The sequence below is a fragment of the Staphylococcus sp. HMSC34G04 genome (genome assembly GCF_001838765.1).
Classification (GTDB): domain Bacteria; phylum Bacillota; class Bacilli; order Staphylococcales; family Staphylococcaceae; genus Staphylococcus; species Staphylococcus epidermidis.
In genome coordinates this window covers 225,809-242,024 of record NZ_KV838739.1, presented here as the reverse complement: position 1 = coordinate 242,024, position 16,216 = coordinate 225,809, and the positions used below count along the sequence as shown (strand labels likewise).

Below are 16,216 nucleotides of genomic sequence, written 5' to 3'. Positions count from 1 at the left end.
AATGACTACAATTCTACAATTAAGCGATTTACATATTGGGCCACACAATGATGAAAAAGATCAAAAAACTTACGATTTAATTCATCATATGATGACACACTATCAACCTGACATCACAGTATTAACAGGTGACCAAATTTGGTCTGAAGGCGTCATTGATTCAGGTCGCGTTTATAAGAAATTAATGGAGTATTTAAATCGATATGATACGCAAATTGCAACGACATTTGGTAATCACGATACAGAGGGGCATCTCAAACGTTCAGACTTACGCGCTATTGAGGACCAATATTCTACCAACTATGTACAGAAAAATCATAGCCTCATTGTTGATGATAAAGAAGCTTATACAATAGAAGTTGTAAACAACGATACAGTCACACATGTGCTTTATGTTATTGATGGAGGAGATTATAATCCATTTGGCATAGGTGATTATGATTTTATAAGACCTGAACATGTGAATTGGCTTAGGGAAACACATCAAGCATATCAAACTCAATTTCAACACAACTTTCAACATAACTTATTATTTACACATATTCCATTACAAGAATATAGAGAAGTTGAGAATATTGGTGAATATCATGGCATTTTCAATGAACCTATTGCGTGCTCAAAAATTAATTCCGGATTATTTAGTCAGATGTTACTAAACGGTGATATTGAAGGTATGTTCTGCGGTCATGACCATGACAATGATTTTACGATTAATTTATATGGGATTCGCCTTAGCTTTGGTCGTGTTGGTGGTTACAATACTTATGGTGATTTACAACGTGGGGCTAGATTAATTGAGTTGCAACCTGACGCTATATATAAATCGAAAGTGTTAGAATTTGATGATCGTTTCTAAAAGAACGTTTCGGTCATTATACATTCCTATTTTAATAGAACAACTTTTCATACTCATCATGGGTCAAGCTGATACATTGATGTTAAACAGCTATAGCACTGATGCCGTTGCTGCTTCGGGAATGATAAGCCAAATACTCATGCTCATCACGTTTCTGATTACAATCATTCATGTGGGTACAAATATACGTATTGTTCACTTGAAGGAACATCAACCTTCAAGTATTTCACAAGAGATTTATCATAATTTGTTATTCAATAGCATAGTATCTATCGTATTTACGATTGTGATTGGGATCGCATTCGAACTTATCTTACGACTTTTTCAGGTACCTCAAGATATATTCAAACTGACCTATCAATTTGGAATGATTATATTGAGTGTACTCACTTTAACGACCTGTCACATGTATATTGGTACTGTATTACGTGTCATGAATCATGCATCATCAGCTACACGCATTACTATCATTAGTAATGTGACTAATATCATTTTGAACGGTATCGTACTCTTTATTATTCCAGAATATGTAGGTAACCCTGTATTAGGTGTCGCGGTGGTAACAGCGTTCAGTCGTTTATTGGGATGTACTTTAGCTTTAATTGCGCTGATACAAATTTTCCGTCCATTCAAGCATTACTTCAAGCTGAGCTGGAAGAAAATATATCAGGTTTCGACATTAGGTATCCCAACAGCAGGTGAACAAATTTCTTATAATTTTGCACAGACATTTACAACTGCATTTATTGCGATGTTAGGCACTCAAGTCATCGCTGCGAAATCTGTTTCTACTGTTTTAAGCGGCCTGTCTTTTAGTTGTGCTATGGCATTTAGTGCTGCTAGCCAAATTTATTTAGGAAAATTTATATCCCGTCGACGTTACCGTACTTTAAAGAAAGTTGTTATAAAAAGTATTTGGTTTAATATCACACAATCTTTCATGATTATGACGTGTGTATTTATAGGATTTATAGTGTGTGGACGTTGGATAACACACGACTTACAAACCTATCATTTAATCATTTACTATCTTGTTATACTTTTTGGATTAGAACCGATACGTGCAATTAATAATCTAATTGTAGATTTATTAAACGTGACAGGGGATGTACGTTATCCAGTCACCGTGAGTGTTGTGACCACATGGTTGTTATTATTACCTGGAAGTTATCTATTAGGTATTCATTGGAGATTAGGTTATACAGGAATTATTTTAGTGAGTATTGCTGATGAAGCGCTGAGATTTATCATTATGTATCTTAGATGGCGAAATAATCGTTGGCAAGCACGAATGAAGCAGATTGGAGTATAGATAATTATGTATAAAAGAAATGAACGTTTGAATCTTATTCGTAAACGTGTTGATCAGTACGGACAGGTGGCAGTAAAAGATTTAGCTATATTCTTACAAGTTACGCCTGAAACCGTGAGAAAGGATTTAGAAACCTTAGAAAACGATAAACTGATTACACGTACACATGGAGGTGCGATACAATACAATCATATTAATAAAGAGAAATCATATGCGAATAAGTGGCAGAAACAATCACAAGTAAAAGAGCGTATTGCTAAGAAAGCTGCTTTGCAAATACAGTCTGGAGAAATTATTGTCATCGATGGTGGAACCACAACAGGGCGAATTCCTCAATATCTCAATGATATTACTCAGACCACGATTGTGACGAATTCTCTGAAGATTGCGGATGAATTGAATCGTGCTATAGAGGAGCAACGAATTCAAGCAGAAGTGATTATGCTTGCTGGAAAGACGAATACTGAACAAGATGTTGTGCGCGGGCATATGACGAATGAGTTATTACAACGTTTTAAATTTGATAAAGCTTTTATTTCATGTGGTTCGTTTGATACGAGTGATTGTTATGAATTTGATCTGGAAGAAGCGCATGCAAGTCACATTATGATTCAAAAAAGTCAACTGAGTTATCTCTTAGCGGATAGTAGTAAGCGAGATGCGCATGCGTCGTATCGTATTGATGGGTTTAGCGAAATTGATTATATGATTTCTGATTATGCTAAACCTCAGAATATAGAATATTTTAATCAGAAGCATTGGTTACAGATTTAACTTATAGAAAATGAAGCCTGAGACTTCGTCTTTTTTAAATAAAAGAAGACGCCTCAGGCTTTATTTAATTTTACGAATGGTAACACCTGAGGCTTTGCCCAAGTATAAGTGCCACTAGCAATGAATATTTTTTCGTTGCAGTGGCACTAAAAAACAGCAGACCTCAAGTGTCAAAGGTCTACTGCTTTTATTGAAACGTCCTATCTTAACGTTAGTCTTTTACGGGCATATAAAAGGGGATAGTTGAAAATGACCAATCCAAAAGAACAACTTGTATGTGGGGGGAATGTTTTTCAATTGGTATTGATAATCATTTTCAATTAACATTATACATGATTGATAATGATTGTCAATTAGAAATATAGATATTTTTTCCATTTAATTTAAATATATTGATAATGCTAGAGTGACTTTTTCTAAAGACAGTCTACTTATTCGACCATCTATTAAGGTGGTTCATGGTAAAATGATACTAGTTTCATAACAAATCATTTACAATTTTGAATTACATCTTTAGAAATACGAGTTAATTGTTTAAGATGTAGCGTGAGGTGCAAATATGACAAATATTTTAATCGTAGAAGATGAGCAAAATCTTGCTAGATTTATAGAGCTTGAGTTAACTCATGAAAATTATACTGTTGATATAGAGAATGATGGAAAGGCAGGTTTGGACAAAGCATTATCTAAGCCCTATGATTTATATATTTTAGACTTAATGCTTCCAAACATAAATGGTCTAGAAATTTGTAGACAAATTCGTCAAAAAACAACTACTCCAATTATCATCATTACTGCGAAAAGCGAGACATATGATAAAGTAGCTGGGTTGGACTATGGGGCAGATGACTACATTGTAAAACCCTTTGATATAGAAGAATTGCTGGCAAGAATAAGAGCGGTATTGCGCAGACAGCCAGATAAAGATGTTTTAGATATCAATGGTATTATCATTGATAAAGATGCCTTTAAAGTTACTGTTAATGGCCATCAATTAGAATTAACTAAAACAGAATACGATTTACTATATGTTTTAGCTGAAAATCGTAACCACGTCATGCAACGTGAACAAATTCTCGATCACGTATGGGGGTATAATAGTGAAGTAGAAACGAATGTCGTTGATGTTTATATTCGTTATTTACGTAATAAACTCAAACCTTTTAATAAAGAAAAATCCATAGAAACTGTACGTGGCGTAGGGTATGTGATTCGATGATTAAGCGTCAAAAATTAAAATATAAATGGATGCTTATTACGACGCTCATTACCTTCACGACAATATTACTTTTCTGCTTAATTATTATTTTCTTTTTAAAAGATACTTTACGAAGTAGTGAAATTGACGAAGCTGAAAGAAGTTCAAATGATATCGCCAATCTGTTCCATTCAAAATCTTTAAGTGATATATCTGCATTGGATTTAAATGCATCCTTAGAAAATTTTCAAGAAATATTGATTTATGATGATAAGGGTAGAAAGTTAATTCAAACATCAAATGATAATACACTTGCTTATGATAACAAAATTGATTTCAAACATCCTGAACGTATACATATTCATAGAAGCCACGGTATTAATTACTTAGTAATAACTGAACCTATACGTTCGAAGGAATTTTCTGGATACAGTGTATTAGTCCATTCTCTTCAAAATTATGATAATCTCGTTAAATCACTTTATATCGTTGCACTTGCTTTTGGATTAATTGCAACCATTATAACCGCCGGCGTGAGTTATATCTTTTCTTCGCAAATTACTAAACCAATAGTTACAATGTCCAATAAAATGAATCAAATTAGAAGAGATGGTTTTCAAAATAAACTTGAATTAACTACAAATTATGAAGAAACAGACAATTTAATTGATACCTTTAATGAAATGATGTATCAAATAGAAGAATCTTTTAATCAGCAACGTCAATTTGTCGAGGATGCTTCACATGAATTAAGAACGCCACTACAGATTATTCAAGGTCATCTCAATTTAATTCAACGTTGGGGAAAAAAAGATCCAGCAGTTTTGGAGGAATCTTTGAATATTTCAATTGAGGAAGTGAATCGAATAACAAAACTTGTCGAAGAACTACTTTTACTTACCAAAGATAGAGTCAATCATAATGTTTTGGAATGTGAAAATGTAGACATAAATAGCGAGATTCAGTCACGTGTGAAGTCACTGCAACACCTACATCCAGATTATACCTTTGAAACACATCTTGCTACTAAACCTATCCAATTAAAAATTAACCGTCATCAGTTTGAACAACTTTTACTCATATTTATTGATAATGCAATGAAATACGATACTGAACATAAGCACATTAAAATTGTTACTCAACTAAAAAATAAAATGATTATGATTGATATTACTGATCATGGTATGGGTATACCAAAAGCTGACTTAGAATTTATCTTTGATAGATTTTATCGTGTAGATAAATCACGTGCACGTAGTCAGGGAGGCAATGGATTAGGACTATCAATAGCTGAAAAAATTGTACAACTTAACGGTGGTATGATTCAGGTTGAAAGTGAACTACAAAATTACACGACTTTCAAAATCAGTTTTCCAGTACTAAATTAAATAAATAGTATTATTTAAGTAACGAATGATTACGATCAAACAAGGGACAAATAAATTATTACAGGCTTAGATATTAACAATCCTTAAACTAGTACTATAAATGATTAAATCCATTGACACCTATCATTATAAATAAAGATTACGGACATTATACTAAGATGCTGATTAGAATAGCTATATCATGTCATACTAATGAAAGGAACTTCTTCACAAAAGTTCTCTTACTATAGACTTGACAATCTAAACTTGATAGATGGAGATAGCGATCATACGGGAGCGAGACTATGAATTTGGAGTAAATTCTGTCTTGCTCCTATTTTGTATAATAATAGGTAAATGTACTTTAACAATATATGAAATAATGCTATGATAACCATGTAAGCGTTTCATCATTTTTGTGGAGGGTGTTAAATGACTAAGAACAAGAAAGAATTTACAGAGGCTCCTGTAAACTTCGGTGCAAATCTTGGCCTTATGCTAGATTTGTATGATGATTATCTACAAGATCCATCATCCGTACCTGAAGATTTACAAGTCTTGTTCAGTACAATTAAAACAGGTGAAGCTCATATCGAAGCTAAACCTACCACTGATGGGGGTGGTTCACAAGCGGGAGATAGCACAATTAAACGTGTTATGCGCTTAATCGATAATATTCGTCAATACGGACATTTAAAAGCAGATATTTATCCAGTAAATCCTCCAGAGCGTCAAAATGTTCCTAAATTAGAAATCGAAGATTTTGATTTAGATAAAGAAACTTTGGAAAAAATATCATCTGGAATTGTCTCTGAACATTTTAAAGACATTTATGACAATGCCTATGATGCAATTGTTCGTATGGAAAGACGTTACAAAGGACCGATAGCTTTTGAATACACTCACATTAATAATAATAAAGAACGTGTGTGGTTAAAAAGAAGAATTGAAACGCCTTATAAAGCAAGTTTAAACGATAATCAAAAAAAAGAACTTTTCAAAAAACTCGCACACGTAGAAGGTTTTGAAAAATATTTGCACAAAAATTTTGTTGGGGCTAAACGTTTTTCAATTGAAGGTGTCGATACGTTAGTTCCAATGCTTCAACACACAATCACATTAGCAGGTAACGAGGGGATTAAAAACATTCAAATCGGTATGGCTCACCGTGGACGTTTAAATGTATTAACGCATGTCTTGGAAAAACCTTATGAGATGATGATTTCAGAATTTATGCATACAGATCCAATGAAGTTTTTACCAGAAGATGGTAGTTTAGAATTAACTTCAGGTTGGACATCAGATGTGAAGTATCACCTAGGTGGCGTTAAAACGACTAACTCATATGGAATAGAACAACGTATTTCTTTAGCGAATAATCCAAGTCATTTGGAAATCGTTGCACCCGTTGTTGCTGGTAAAACAAGAGCAGCACAAGATAATACACATCAAGTAGGAGGTCCATCTACCGACTTCCATAAAGCAATGCCGATTATTATACATGGTGATGCGGCATATCCAGGTCAAGGTATTAATTTTGAAACGATGAACTTAGGTAGTTTAAAAGGATATTCTACAGGTGGTTCACTTCATATTATTACAAATAATAGAATCGGTTTTACAACTGAACCTTTTGATGGACGTTCAACAACGTACTCTTCCGACGTAGCTAAAGGTTACGATGTTCCAATACTACACGTAAATGCCGATGATGTAGAAGCAACAATTGAAGCTATTGAAATTGCAATGGAGTTCCGTAAAGAATTTCATAAAGATGTAGTTATTGATTTAGTAGGTTATCGTCGTTATGGGCATAATGAAATGGATGAGCCTTCTATTACTAATCCAGTTCCATACCAAAATATTAGAAAACATGATTCAGTTGAAATTTTATATGGTAAAAAGTTAGTTGATGAAGGTATTATTTCTGAAGACGAAATGAATGAAGTCATTGACAGTGTTCAAAAAGAAATGCGAACAGCACATGATAAAATTGATAAAAATGACAAAATGAATAACCCAGATATGGAAAAACCAGAATCACTCCAACTACCTTTACAAAGTGATACGAAAGATTTCTCATTTGATCATTTAAAAGAAATCAATGATGCAATGCTTGATTATCCAAAAGATTTTCATGTACTGAAAAAGCTCAATAAAGTACTTGAAAAACGTAGAGAACCTTTTGAAAAAGAAGGGGGGCTCGTCGATTGGGCTCAAGCAGAGCAACTTGCTTTTGCAACCATATTACAAGATGGAACTTCAATTCGTTTAACAGGTCAAGATAGTGAACGGGGAACATTTAGTCATAGACATGCTGTGCTTCATGATGAAGAAAATGGTAATACATTCACGCCATTGCATCATGTACCTCAACAACAGGCTACTTTTGATATTCATAATTCGCCGCTATCTGAAGCAGCTGTAGTTGGATTTGAGTATGGTTATAACGTCGAAAATAAAGGTAACTTTAACATATGGGAAGCTCAATATGGCGACTTTTCTAATATGTCTCAAATGATGTTTGACAATTTCCTCTCAAGTTCTCGCGCAAAATGGGGTGAGCGTTCAGGTTTAACACTTTTCTTACCACATGCTTTTGAAGGGCAAGGACCAGAGCATTCATCGGCACGCTTAGAAAGATTTCTACAATTAGCCGCTGAAAATAATTCAACTGTAGTTAATCTATCTAGTGCAAGTAATTACTTCCATTTACTACGTGCGCAAGCCGCTAGTTTAGATACATTAGAAATGAGACCATTAATTGTCATGTCACCTAAGAGTCTTTTAAGAAATAAAACAGTAGCTAAACCTATTGATGAGTTTACATCTGGCGGTTTTAAACCTATCATCACAGAAGATATCGATGAACAAAAAGTCAAAAAAGTGATTTTAGCATCAGGAAAGATGTATATTGACCTAAAAGAATATTTAGCTAAAAATCCTAACGATTCTATTCTTCTCATAGCAGTAGAAAGATTATATCCGTTCCCAGAAGAAGAAATTAAAGAAGTATTAAAATCGTTACCTCATCTTGAAAATGTTTCATGGGTTCAAGAAGAACCTAAAAATCAAGGTGCATGGTTATTTGTGTATCCTTATCTAAAAGCACTTGTTGCTAATAAATATGATTTAACTTATCACGGTAGAATACAAAGAGCTGCACCTGCTGAAGGCGATGGAGAAATTCATAAACTTGTACAAACTAAAATTATTGAAAGTAGCATTAACAATTAACTAGGGGGAAAAATAAGTATGGCAGAGGTAAAAGTTCCAGAATTAGCAGAATCAATCACAGAGGGTACCATTGCAGAATGGTTAAAAAATGTAGGCGATAATGTAGATAAAGGTGAAGCTATCTTAGAACTAGAAACAGATAAAGTTAACGTCGAAGTAGTTTCTGAAGAAGCTGGGGTATTATCAGAACAATTAGCCGAGGAAGGCGATACAGTTGAAGTAGGTCAAGCTGTAGCTGTAGTAGGAGAAGGACAAGTAAACACATCTAACGATAGTTCTAACGAATCTTCACAAAAAGATGAAGCTAAAGAGAAAGAAACGCCAAAACAATCTAACCCGAATTCTAGTGAAAGTGAAAATACACAAGATAATAGCCAGCAACGTATCAATGCAACACCATCTGCACGTCGACATGCGCGTAAAAATGGCGTTGATTTAAGCGAAGTATCCGGAAAAGGCAATGATGTTCTAAGAAAAGATGATGTTGAAAATAGTCAAAAATCTTCAAGTCAAACAGCTAAAAGTGAAAGCAAATCACAAAACAGTGGTTCTAAACAAACCAATAACAATCCATCAAAACCTGTTATTCGTGAAAAAATGTCTCGACGCAAAAAAACTGCTGCAAAAAAATTATTAGAAGTATCAAATCAAACAGCTATGCTTACTACATTTAATGAAGTTGATATGACAAACGTTATGGATTTACGTAAACGTAAAAAAGAACAATTTATCAAAGATCATGATGGTACTAAATTAGGATTTATGTCCTTCTTTACTAAAGCTGCCGTTGCAGCTCTCAAAAAATATCCTGAAGTAAATGCTGAGATAGATGGCGATGATATGATTACTAAACAATTTTACGATATCGGCATTGCAGTATCCACTGACGATGGATTACTCGTACCATTTGTTAGAGATTGTGATAAGAAAAATTTTGCAGAAATTGAACAAGAAATCGCTAATTTAGCCGTAAAAGCTCGTGATAAAAAATTAGGCCTTGATGACATGGTTAACGGTTCGTTTACCATCACTAATGGCGGTATCTTTGGCTCAATGATGAGTACACCGATTATAAATGGTAATCAAGCAGCTATCTTAGGTATGCATTCAATTATTACACGCCCAATTGCAGTTGATAAAGATACAATTGAAAATCGTCCAATGATGTATATCGCATTAAGCTATGATCATAGAATCATCGATGGGAAAGAGGCTGTAGGATTCTTAAAAACCATTAAAGAACTCATTGAAAATCCTGAAGATTTATTACTTGAATCATAATTTGGAACCTAACATACTTAAAAAACAACGACGTAAATCGTCGTTGTTTTTTTGTTTAATATGCACTAGGTATTAGGAAAATTGAACTATTTATTGATAGAATATATATTAAACGTATACTATATTTATTAGGAGTAAAAAATGTCACTTAGTGCTATTGAAGGAGTTCACATTACAAAACAATTTAATAAGCAAAACATACTTAATGATTTAAATTTTAGAGTACCGAAACATTCAATAACGTTAGTAAATGGTAAAAATGGTTCAGGTAAAAGTATAACTTTAAAAATTATTGCTGGTTTAATTACTCAATTTGATGGATCATTATTAATAAATGGCAAAATTAGTTATGCTGTAGATATCTTTCCTAATAATTTAAGTTTAACGATTAACGAATATTTTGAATTTCTATTAAAAGTTCATTCTAATAATCAAACTAAAGTCAAACTTAATTACCTTATAAATCATCTTAAATTATCGTCATTTTTGAACCAAAAATTAAAAGACTGTTCAAAAGGTACAAAGCAGAAAGTCAATGTTATTCAATGTTTAATTAAAAACGCTGACATATATATTTTAGATGAACCATTTTCTGGATTAGATCAGAATGCTACAAAATTTCTGATAAATTATCTAGAGTGGTTAAAATTATCATCAACAATTATTTTAACATCTCATGAATTGAATCAACTTATAAATATTACTACGCATATCTTAAATATTGAAACAGGTATTTTTTATATTAACGATATAAATAAAAATCATTTAGTAGTTACTTCAAAACTAATTGTAGTTAAAAATGATTCTGTTACAATTAACTTACTAAAAGAAATACAAAATCAAAAAATTACATATACTGACAATAACAAAATATCCATCCAAACTAATCAAAACGATTTGAATTTAGTACTGAAACAATTAATCGTGCATAACTGTGAAATTCTTGAGATTAAGGATGTGAAAAACTTTTGATTGCATTTACACAATATCAGTTTAGAAATTATTTTAAATCTTATCAATTTATACCACCTATACTCTTCTTTGTGATATGGATCATCATTCAATATTTATACAAAGGTCAACCTATTCTTTCTAGTTATGCATCTAGCAGTATAGGCTTATTGATTATCTCGTGTTGGTTAACTATTAGCATTTGGAATTTAGAATCTTTGAACGAAAAATATTTGCTCTTTACCCAATTAGAATCTAAATTACTTTTTCTCATTAGTAAGTGGTTTTTCATATCTTTAATTCATTTAATGTTAATTTTACTATCTTTATTCTACCCATTAATACTAAATAGGTTTTCCGAAGATATTACTCTCAATCAATATATAATCGCACTAACGTTACATATTGTTGTAAGCATTATTGGGATGCTCATTTCTACTTTAATTCATAATATTAATTTCTTATCTTATAAGTACACTTTCCTATTTATAGCGCTTATAATAATTGTTAGTCTCAGTCGTCCTTCTTTAGTACAATCATATTCATTACTGAATTATATATTATGGGCTGTTCCTCCAATTGGAGATTTAATTACACTTTTTAAATCTGATACCCCTGATAATGCTATGTTGCTAATAAAAACTTTTACTATCTTTATTTATATTATAATCTTAATTGGTTTAAATATTATGATTTTCACTAAATCAGATCAAAAGTAATTTTAAATATAAGAATCGTTCATTCTAATAAAAAACTAAAAATAGTATCGAATGCAAATAAAAATACCTGTGAAGAAATTAAATAGCACCGATTTCTTTACAGGTAAACTATAACTTTTTAAATTCATCCATCATTGAGCAAGAAATATAACTTCTATAATCGCTAAGATAATAAACACAACAAATGCGATAGTAAAATATTTAAATCTTGGTTGTTGTTTATGATTTAAATTTGTAAATACCTCAATTGCGGAATAAACTGCTATTAGTACAGTAACTGCAAATATAATCCATAAATTAGACATACTCATGCCTCCTTGATTACTTCTTTAATTACATTTTAATACATACAAAATATTTAGCCAATCTGTATGTTTATTTTTCTAATAAATAATAAATCAACAACAAATAAATATCTATCTTTATATGAGTGTTCATCATATTCAAGTGTTACAAAATACGTTATAATGTTATCTGTAAAGATAAATAGAGGAGTGTCAGTTAATGAGTGGACTTAGAAGTGTCACTTTAGGAACAAACGATTTATCTAAAACGAAAGAATTATTTAACCACATCATTGGTTTACAACATTCAACTAAAAATGAACATGCCATAAGATTTGGTGACGCTAATTTAAGTCCTGGAACGCGTGTTCACTTTGTTGAGGTTCCAGAGGAAGATTATAAAAATCCACACATAGATAGTGTTGGACTTAGAACACCTTCTGATTCTGGATTAGTAGAATATCAAACTATTTTTGACAAGTTTAATATATCCTATAGTTCAATCACTGAACTTAATGGACTTAAACATTTCACTTTTAAAGATCATAATCAACAAAAATTTGATATTTATTCTAACGAGTTAAATACGGGTATAGGCTTAGGTATGCCTACTTTCGATAGTCCTGTTAACCCTTTACATCAAGTCCAAGGCTTAGGTCCAGTCATTATTAAGGTGAACGAGTTATCTGTCACCACTTCAATTCTCACACAAGTATTTCAATTAGATTTATTTGCTGAATATCTTACACATGAAGATGCACAACAACCTATTCAAGTGTTTCGTATAGGTGAAGGTGGTCTTGGTGGTGAAATCCATTTATTTGAAAGCGATGAAGATATTCAAATGAATACACACGGGCCTATTGAGCAAGTGGAATTCTCTACAAGTGATACTCAATTGTATCTGCAAGCAAAAAACCGTTTGGATGAGATAGGTGTTCCATATCAAACCCTTGAACAGGATACTTCAGAATCTCTTAGAATCACTGAAAATAGTGGCATTTCATTTATTTATACACTTGAAAAGTAAATATGATTTAAGGATGGTTATTACATGTTACATGAAACTTGGAAAGAACGTACACCAATTAAAAAAGTAGAAGTGACAAATACTGATGCCAAAAAATTTACAGTTGCAGATATGCTAACTATCGGCAAACAGTATGATGTTATTAACGAAACTGAAGAATATTATCAAATTATAGATAATTCAGGTTTAGTAGGTGGCTATTACAAAGACTACTTCAAAGAGATATAATTTAATCTCTTTCAACTAAATACGTTATCATTGCAATGGATATATTTTTCAATCATCAGTTTACATTAACTCAATAATGACTAAATAAGTCATTTATTTTAATCATTTTAAATAAGACTAAGACTATGCACCAAAAACTAATGTCTTAGTCTTTTTTAACATTAAAGGATGGGAATTATGGTACAAACAGTTTACAAAAATTCAGATCAAACAGTTTTTGAGGATGCTAAAGCTTTATTTCAATTAAATAAGAACATACTACTAAAAGGGCCAACAGGATCAGGAAAAACCAAGCTTGCCGAAACGTTAAGTCATGTTATGAATTTACCTATGCATCAAGTTAATTGTTCAGTAGATCTAGATACTGAAAGCTTATTAGGTTTTAAAACAATTCAAACTAATGAAGAAGGTCACCAAGAAATTGTCTTCATTGATGGTCCTGTAATAAAAGCAATGAAAGAAGGTCACATTTTATATATAGATGAAATTAATATGGCAAAACCGGAAACATTACCTATACTTAACGGTGTATTAGATTATCGACGTCAATTGACAAACCCTTATACTGGTGAAGTGATTAAAGCAGCTCCTGGATTTAATGTAATTGCTGCTATTAATGAAGGTTATGTAGGAACATTACCAATGAATGAGGCTTTAAAAAATAGATTTATCGTCATAGAAGTAGATTATATAGATGGTGACATTCTTAAAACAGTCATTAAAGAGCAAAGTAAATTACAAGATGAACAATTGATTCAACATATCATTAAATTTAACGAAGATTTACGTACTATGACCAAGCAAGGTCAAATTTCTGAAGAGGCTGCAAGTATTCGAGCTTTAATCGACCTTAGTGATTTAGCAACTGTCATGCCTATTGAACGTGCGGTACAACGTACAATTATTGATAAATTAGAGGATGAGCGAGAACAACAAGCGATACTTAACGCTATCGAGCTTAATTTTTAAAGAGGGATAAAAATGAGTGATCGTTTTATAAAATTCAACGATGAACAATTAGATGCAAAACAAGTAATGATGTTACAAGACTTAGCACGTTTACTTTTAAAAAATGAACAAACACAAGTTAAAATACAAAAATTCCCTTACTATAATCCTTATAGTAATACACTCATTGCGAGTTGGTTTTGGTCTCATAGACCGAAACATATTGAACAAGCTGGACTGAAAACAGATGTCTTACTCGCAACGTATGGATATCTGAATATGGATCTTTCAATCATCAATCAAGTTTTACACAACAATGATTTCGAACACCCTAAGTTCTTTCATCAATTATTTAAACTTTTAGAGGATGTACGTATATTTGAACATATTAGACAACAAAGACCTAGCACTACAAAAATGATTGATTTACGCATAGAAACACGATTATCTTTCACAGAATCTCAAATTAATTTTTACAAAACTAAAACTGTATATACTGATTTACTTTTTCTTTATTTAGAGCATGCATTTTTAAGTCAAAACTTTTTTAATATTCCATCCATACATCCAGCATTTGATGACATTTTAGTTCATATGTATCAGTACTTACCAAATATTTTTCAGAATCATACATCAGAAGATAATATGTATTTAGCAGAACGTATCATGTATCAAGTGGATGATTTATTAAAGGAAGATATGCTAAATGAATATTACTACTTACCTCAAAAATTATATGAAGATATTTATGCAGATAGTTTTGAAGACTTAAAACGTACAGATGCGAGCAATACTGATGGTAAAGATAATCATCAGACAGAGGAAGATGTAGAAACAGCTGAAGCTGAAACAAAAGCCGCAGACAGTGAGTCTAAAGGCGGGGCATATTTAGAAATGGAGCTACATGAGGGTGAAAACAGTGAAGTTATGGCTGATAATGATACGGCTCGAGAAGGTGACAGCACTGATGATATGACTGATATGATGACCAAAAAAGGTAAAGGGTCAGAAAATACACTTGATCACGATGAAGGTGGATTTACAGGACAAAACCAGACTTTTGCTTTAAAAGGCATTAATAAAGACGTAAGTATTGAATGGAATATCCCTGATATTACACCGCAAAATGTGATAGATTATCAATATTCAAAAAATGATGTACAGTTTGAAATTAAAGATTTAATACAAATTATCGAAAAGACCATCGACAGAGAACATGAAGATGAAAGACACAATTTAACAAAGGGACGCTTACAAAAAGACCTTATTAATTGGTTTATTGATGATCAATTTAAGTTATTTTACAAAAAACAGGATTTAAGCAAGACTTTCGATGCAACATTTACATTACTCATCGATGCATCAGCGAGTATGCACGATAAAATGGATGAAACGATCAAGGGTGTCGTTTTGTTCCATGAAACTTTAAAATCTTTGAATATTAAACATGAAATACTAGCATTTAATGAAGATGCTTTTGAAGCTGACGAACGTCAACAACCAAATATCATTGATGAAATCATTAATTATAATTACTCTATCTTTGAAAAAGAAGGCCCACGTATCATGACATTAGAACCTCAAGATGATAATCGTGATGGCGTAGCTATCAGAATTGCGAGCGAGCGTTTATTACAAAGAAGTCATGAACAACGCTTTTTAATCGTATTCTCAGATGGAGAACCGTCTGCATTTAATTACAGTCAAGATGGTATTTTAGATACGTATGAAGCTGTTGAACGTGCGCGCAAATTTGGTATAGAAGTATTTAATGTCTTTCTTAGCCAAGAGCCAATTACTGAAGACATCGAACAAACCATTCATAACATATATGGCCAATTTGCTATATTTGTCGAAGGCGTGGAACATTTACCGAGTCACTTATCACCATTACTAAAAAAATTGTTACTTAAATCTTTATAAAAGTTAGTTTATCAATTCAAAATTTCTAACTTGTAACTTCATTAATATAAATCATTACGTATTTTTGACGAAGTAATTACATCAATTGTATAATGTTTTAATTTTCTG

General features: G+C 32.1%; 13 protein-coding genes. 12 read left to right on the top strand and 1 reads right to left on the bottom strand.

Annotated elements, in window-relative coordinates; translation table 11 throughout:
• Nucleotide 1: 1 nt before the first annotated feature.
• The 8 genes from HMPREF3241_RS07915 (at nt 2) to HMPREF3241_RS07880 (ending at nt 10,997) form a co-directional block, all read left to right on the top strand.
• Entirely contained in the window at nt 2–856 is an 855-nt protein-coding gene (locus tag HMPREF3241_RS07915) for a metallophosphoesterase family protein (RefSeq protein ID WP_002446430.1), read from the top strand.
• Entirely contained in the window at nt 843–2,168 is a 1,326-nt protein-coding gene (locus HMPREF3241_RS07910; RefSeq protein ID WP_002446429.1) for an MATE family efflux transporter, read from the top strand. Before HMPREF3241_RS07915 ends, HMPREF3241_RS07910 begins: the two co-directional genes overlap by 14 nt.
• A gap of 6 nt (nt 2,169–2,174) precedes the next feature.
• Entirely contained in the window at nt 2,175–2,942 is a 768-nt protein-coding gene (locus HMPREF3241_RS07905) for a DeoR/GlpR family DNA-binding transcription regulator (RefSeq protein WP_002446428.1), read from the top strand.
• Between the two features lie 559 nt (nt 2,943–3,501).
• Nucleotides 3,502–4,161 carry a response regulator transcription factor gene (locus HMPREF3241_RS07900; protein WP_002446427.1) on the top strand — a complete coding sequence of 220 codons (660 nt, stop codon included), beginning with the start codon at nt 3,502–3,504 and terminating at the stop codon, nt 4,159–4,161.
• Nucleotides 4,158–5,528, top strand: coding sequence for a HAMP domain-containing sensor histidine kinase (locus tag HMPREF3241_RS07895; protein WP_002446426.1), 1,371 nt, complete (start codon nt 4,158–4,160; stop codon nt 5,526–5,528). The genes HMPREF3241_RS07900 and HMPREF3241_RS07895 overlap by 4 nt, the downstream gene beginning before the upstream one ends.
• A 411-nt stretch (nt 5,529–5,939) precedes the next feature.
• A complete protein-coding gene (locus tag HMPREF3241_RS07890; protein ID WP_002446425.1) occupies nt 5,940–8,744 on the top strand; it encodes a 2-oxoglutarate dehydrogenase E1 component in 2,805 nt (934 codons plus the stop codon).
• Nucleotides 8,745–8,762: 18 nt separating this feature from the next.
• Nucleotides 8,763–10,025, top strand: coding sequence for a dihydrolipoyllysine-residue succinyltransferase (gene sucB, locus HMPREF3241_RS07885; protein ID WP_002446424.1), 1,263 nt, complete (start codon nt 8,763–8,765; stop codon nt 10,023–10,025).
• A 141-nt stretch (nt 10,026–10,166) separates the two neighbouring features.
• On the top strand, nt 10,167–10,997 hold the full coding sequence (locus tag HMPREF3241_RS07880) for an ATP-binding cassette domain-containing protein (RefSeq protein ID WP_002446423.1): 831 nt from the start codon (nt 10,167–10,169) through the stop codon (nt 10,995–10,997).
• Nucleotides 10,998–11,826: 829 nt separating this feature from the next.
• Here HMPREF3241_RS07880 and HMPREF3241_RS07870 read toward each other — a convergent pair.
• Nucleotides 11,827–12,000, bottom strand: a complete 174-nt coding sequence (locus HMPREF3241_RS07870) for a hypothetical protein (protein WP_001831077.1) — start codon at nt 11,998–12,000, stop codon at nt 11,827–11,829.
• A gap of 199 nt (nt 12,001–12,199) precedes the next feature.
• Between HMPREF3241_RS07870 and HMPREF3241_RS07865 the strand changes: the two genes are divergently transcribed.
• The 4 genes from HMPREF3241_RS07865 (at nt 12,200) to HMPREF3241_RS07850 (ending at nt 16,108) form a co-directional block, all read left to right on the top strand.
• The gene (locus tag HMPREF3241_RS07865; RefSeq protein WP_002446421.1) at nt 12,200–13,009 is read left to right on the top strand and encodes a VOC family protein; all 810 of its coding nucleotides are present in this window, start codon (nt 12,200–12,202) and stop codon (nt 13,007–13,009) included.
• 24 nt (nt 13,010–13,033) lie between these two features.
• Nucleotides 13,034–13,237, top strand: a complete 204-nt coding sequence (locus tag HMPREF3241_RS07860; RefSeq protein WP_001831030.1) for a DUF6501 family protein — start codon at nt 13,034–13,036, stop codon at nt 13,235–13,237.
• A 177-nt stretch (nt 13,238–13,414) separates the two neighbouring features.
• On the top strand, nt 13,415–14,206 hold the full coding sequence (locus HMPREF3241_RS07855; RefSeq protein WP_002457650.1) for an ATP-binding protein: 792 nt from the start codon (nt 13,415–13,417) through the stop codon (nt 14,204–14,206).
• Nucleotides 14,207–14,218: 12 nt separating this feature from the next.
• Entirely contained in the window at nt 14,219–16,108 is a 1,890-nt protein-coding gene (locus tag HMPREF3241_RS07850; RefSeq protein WP_002486102.1) for a vWA domain-containing protein, read from the top strand.
• Nucleotides 16,109–16,216: the final 108 nt, after the last annotated feature.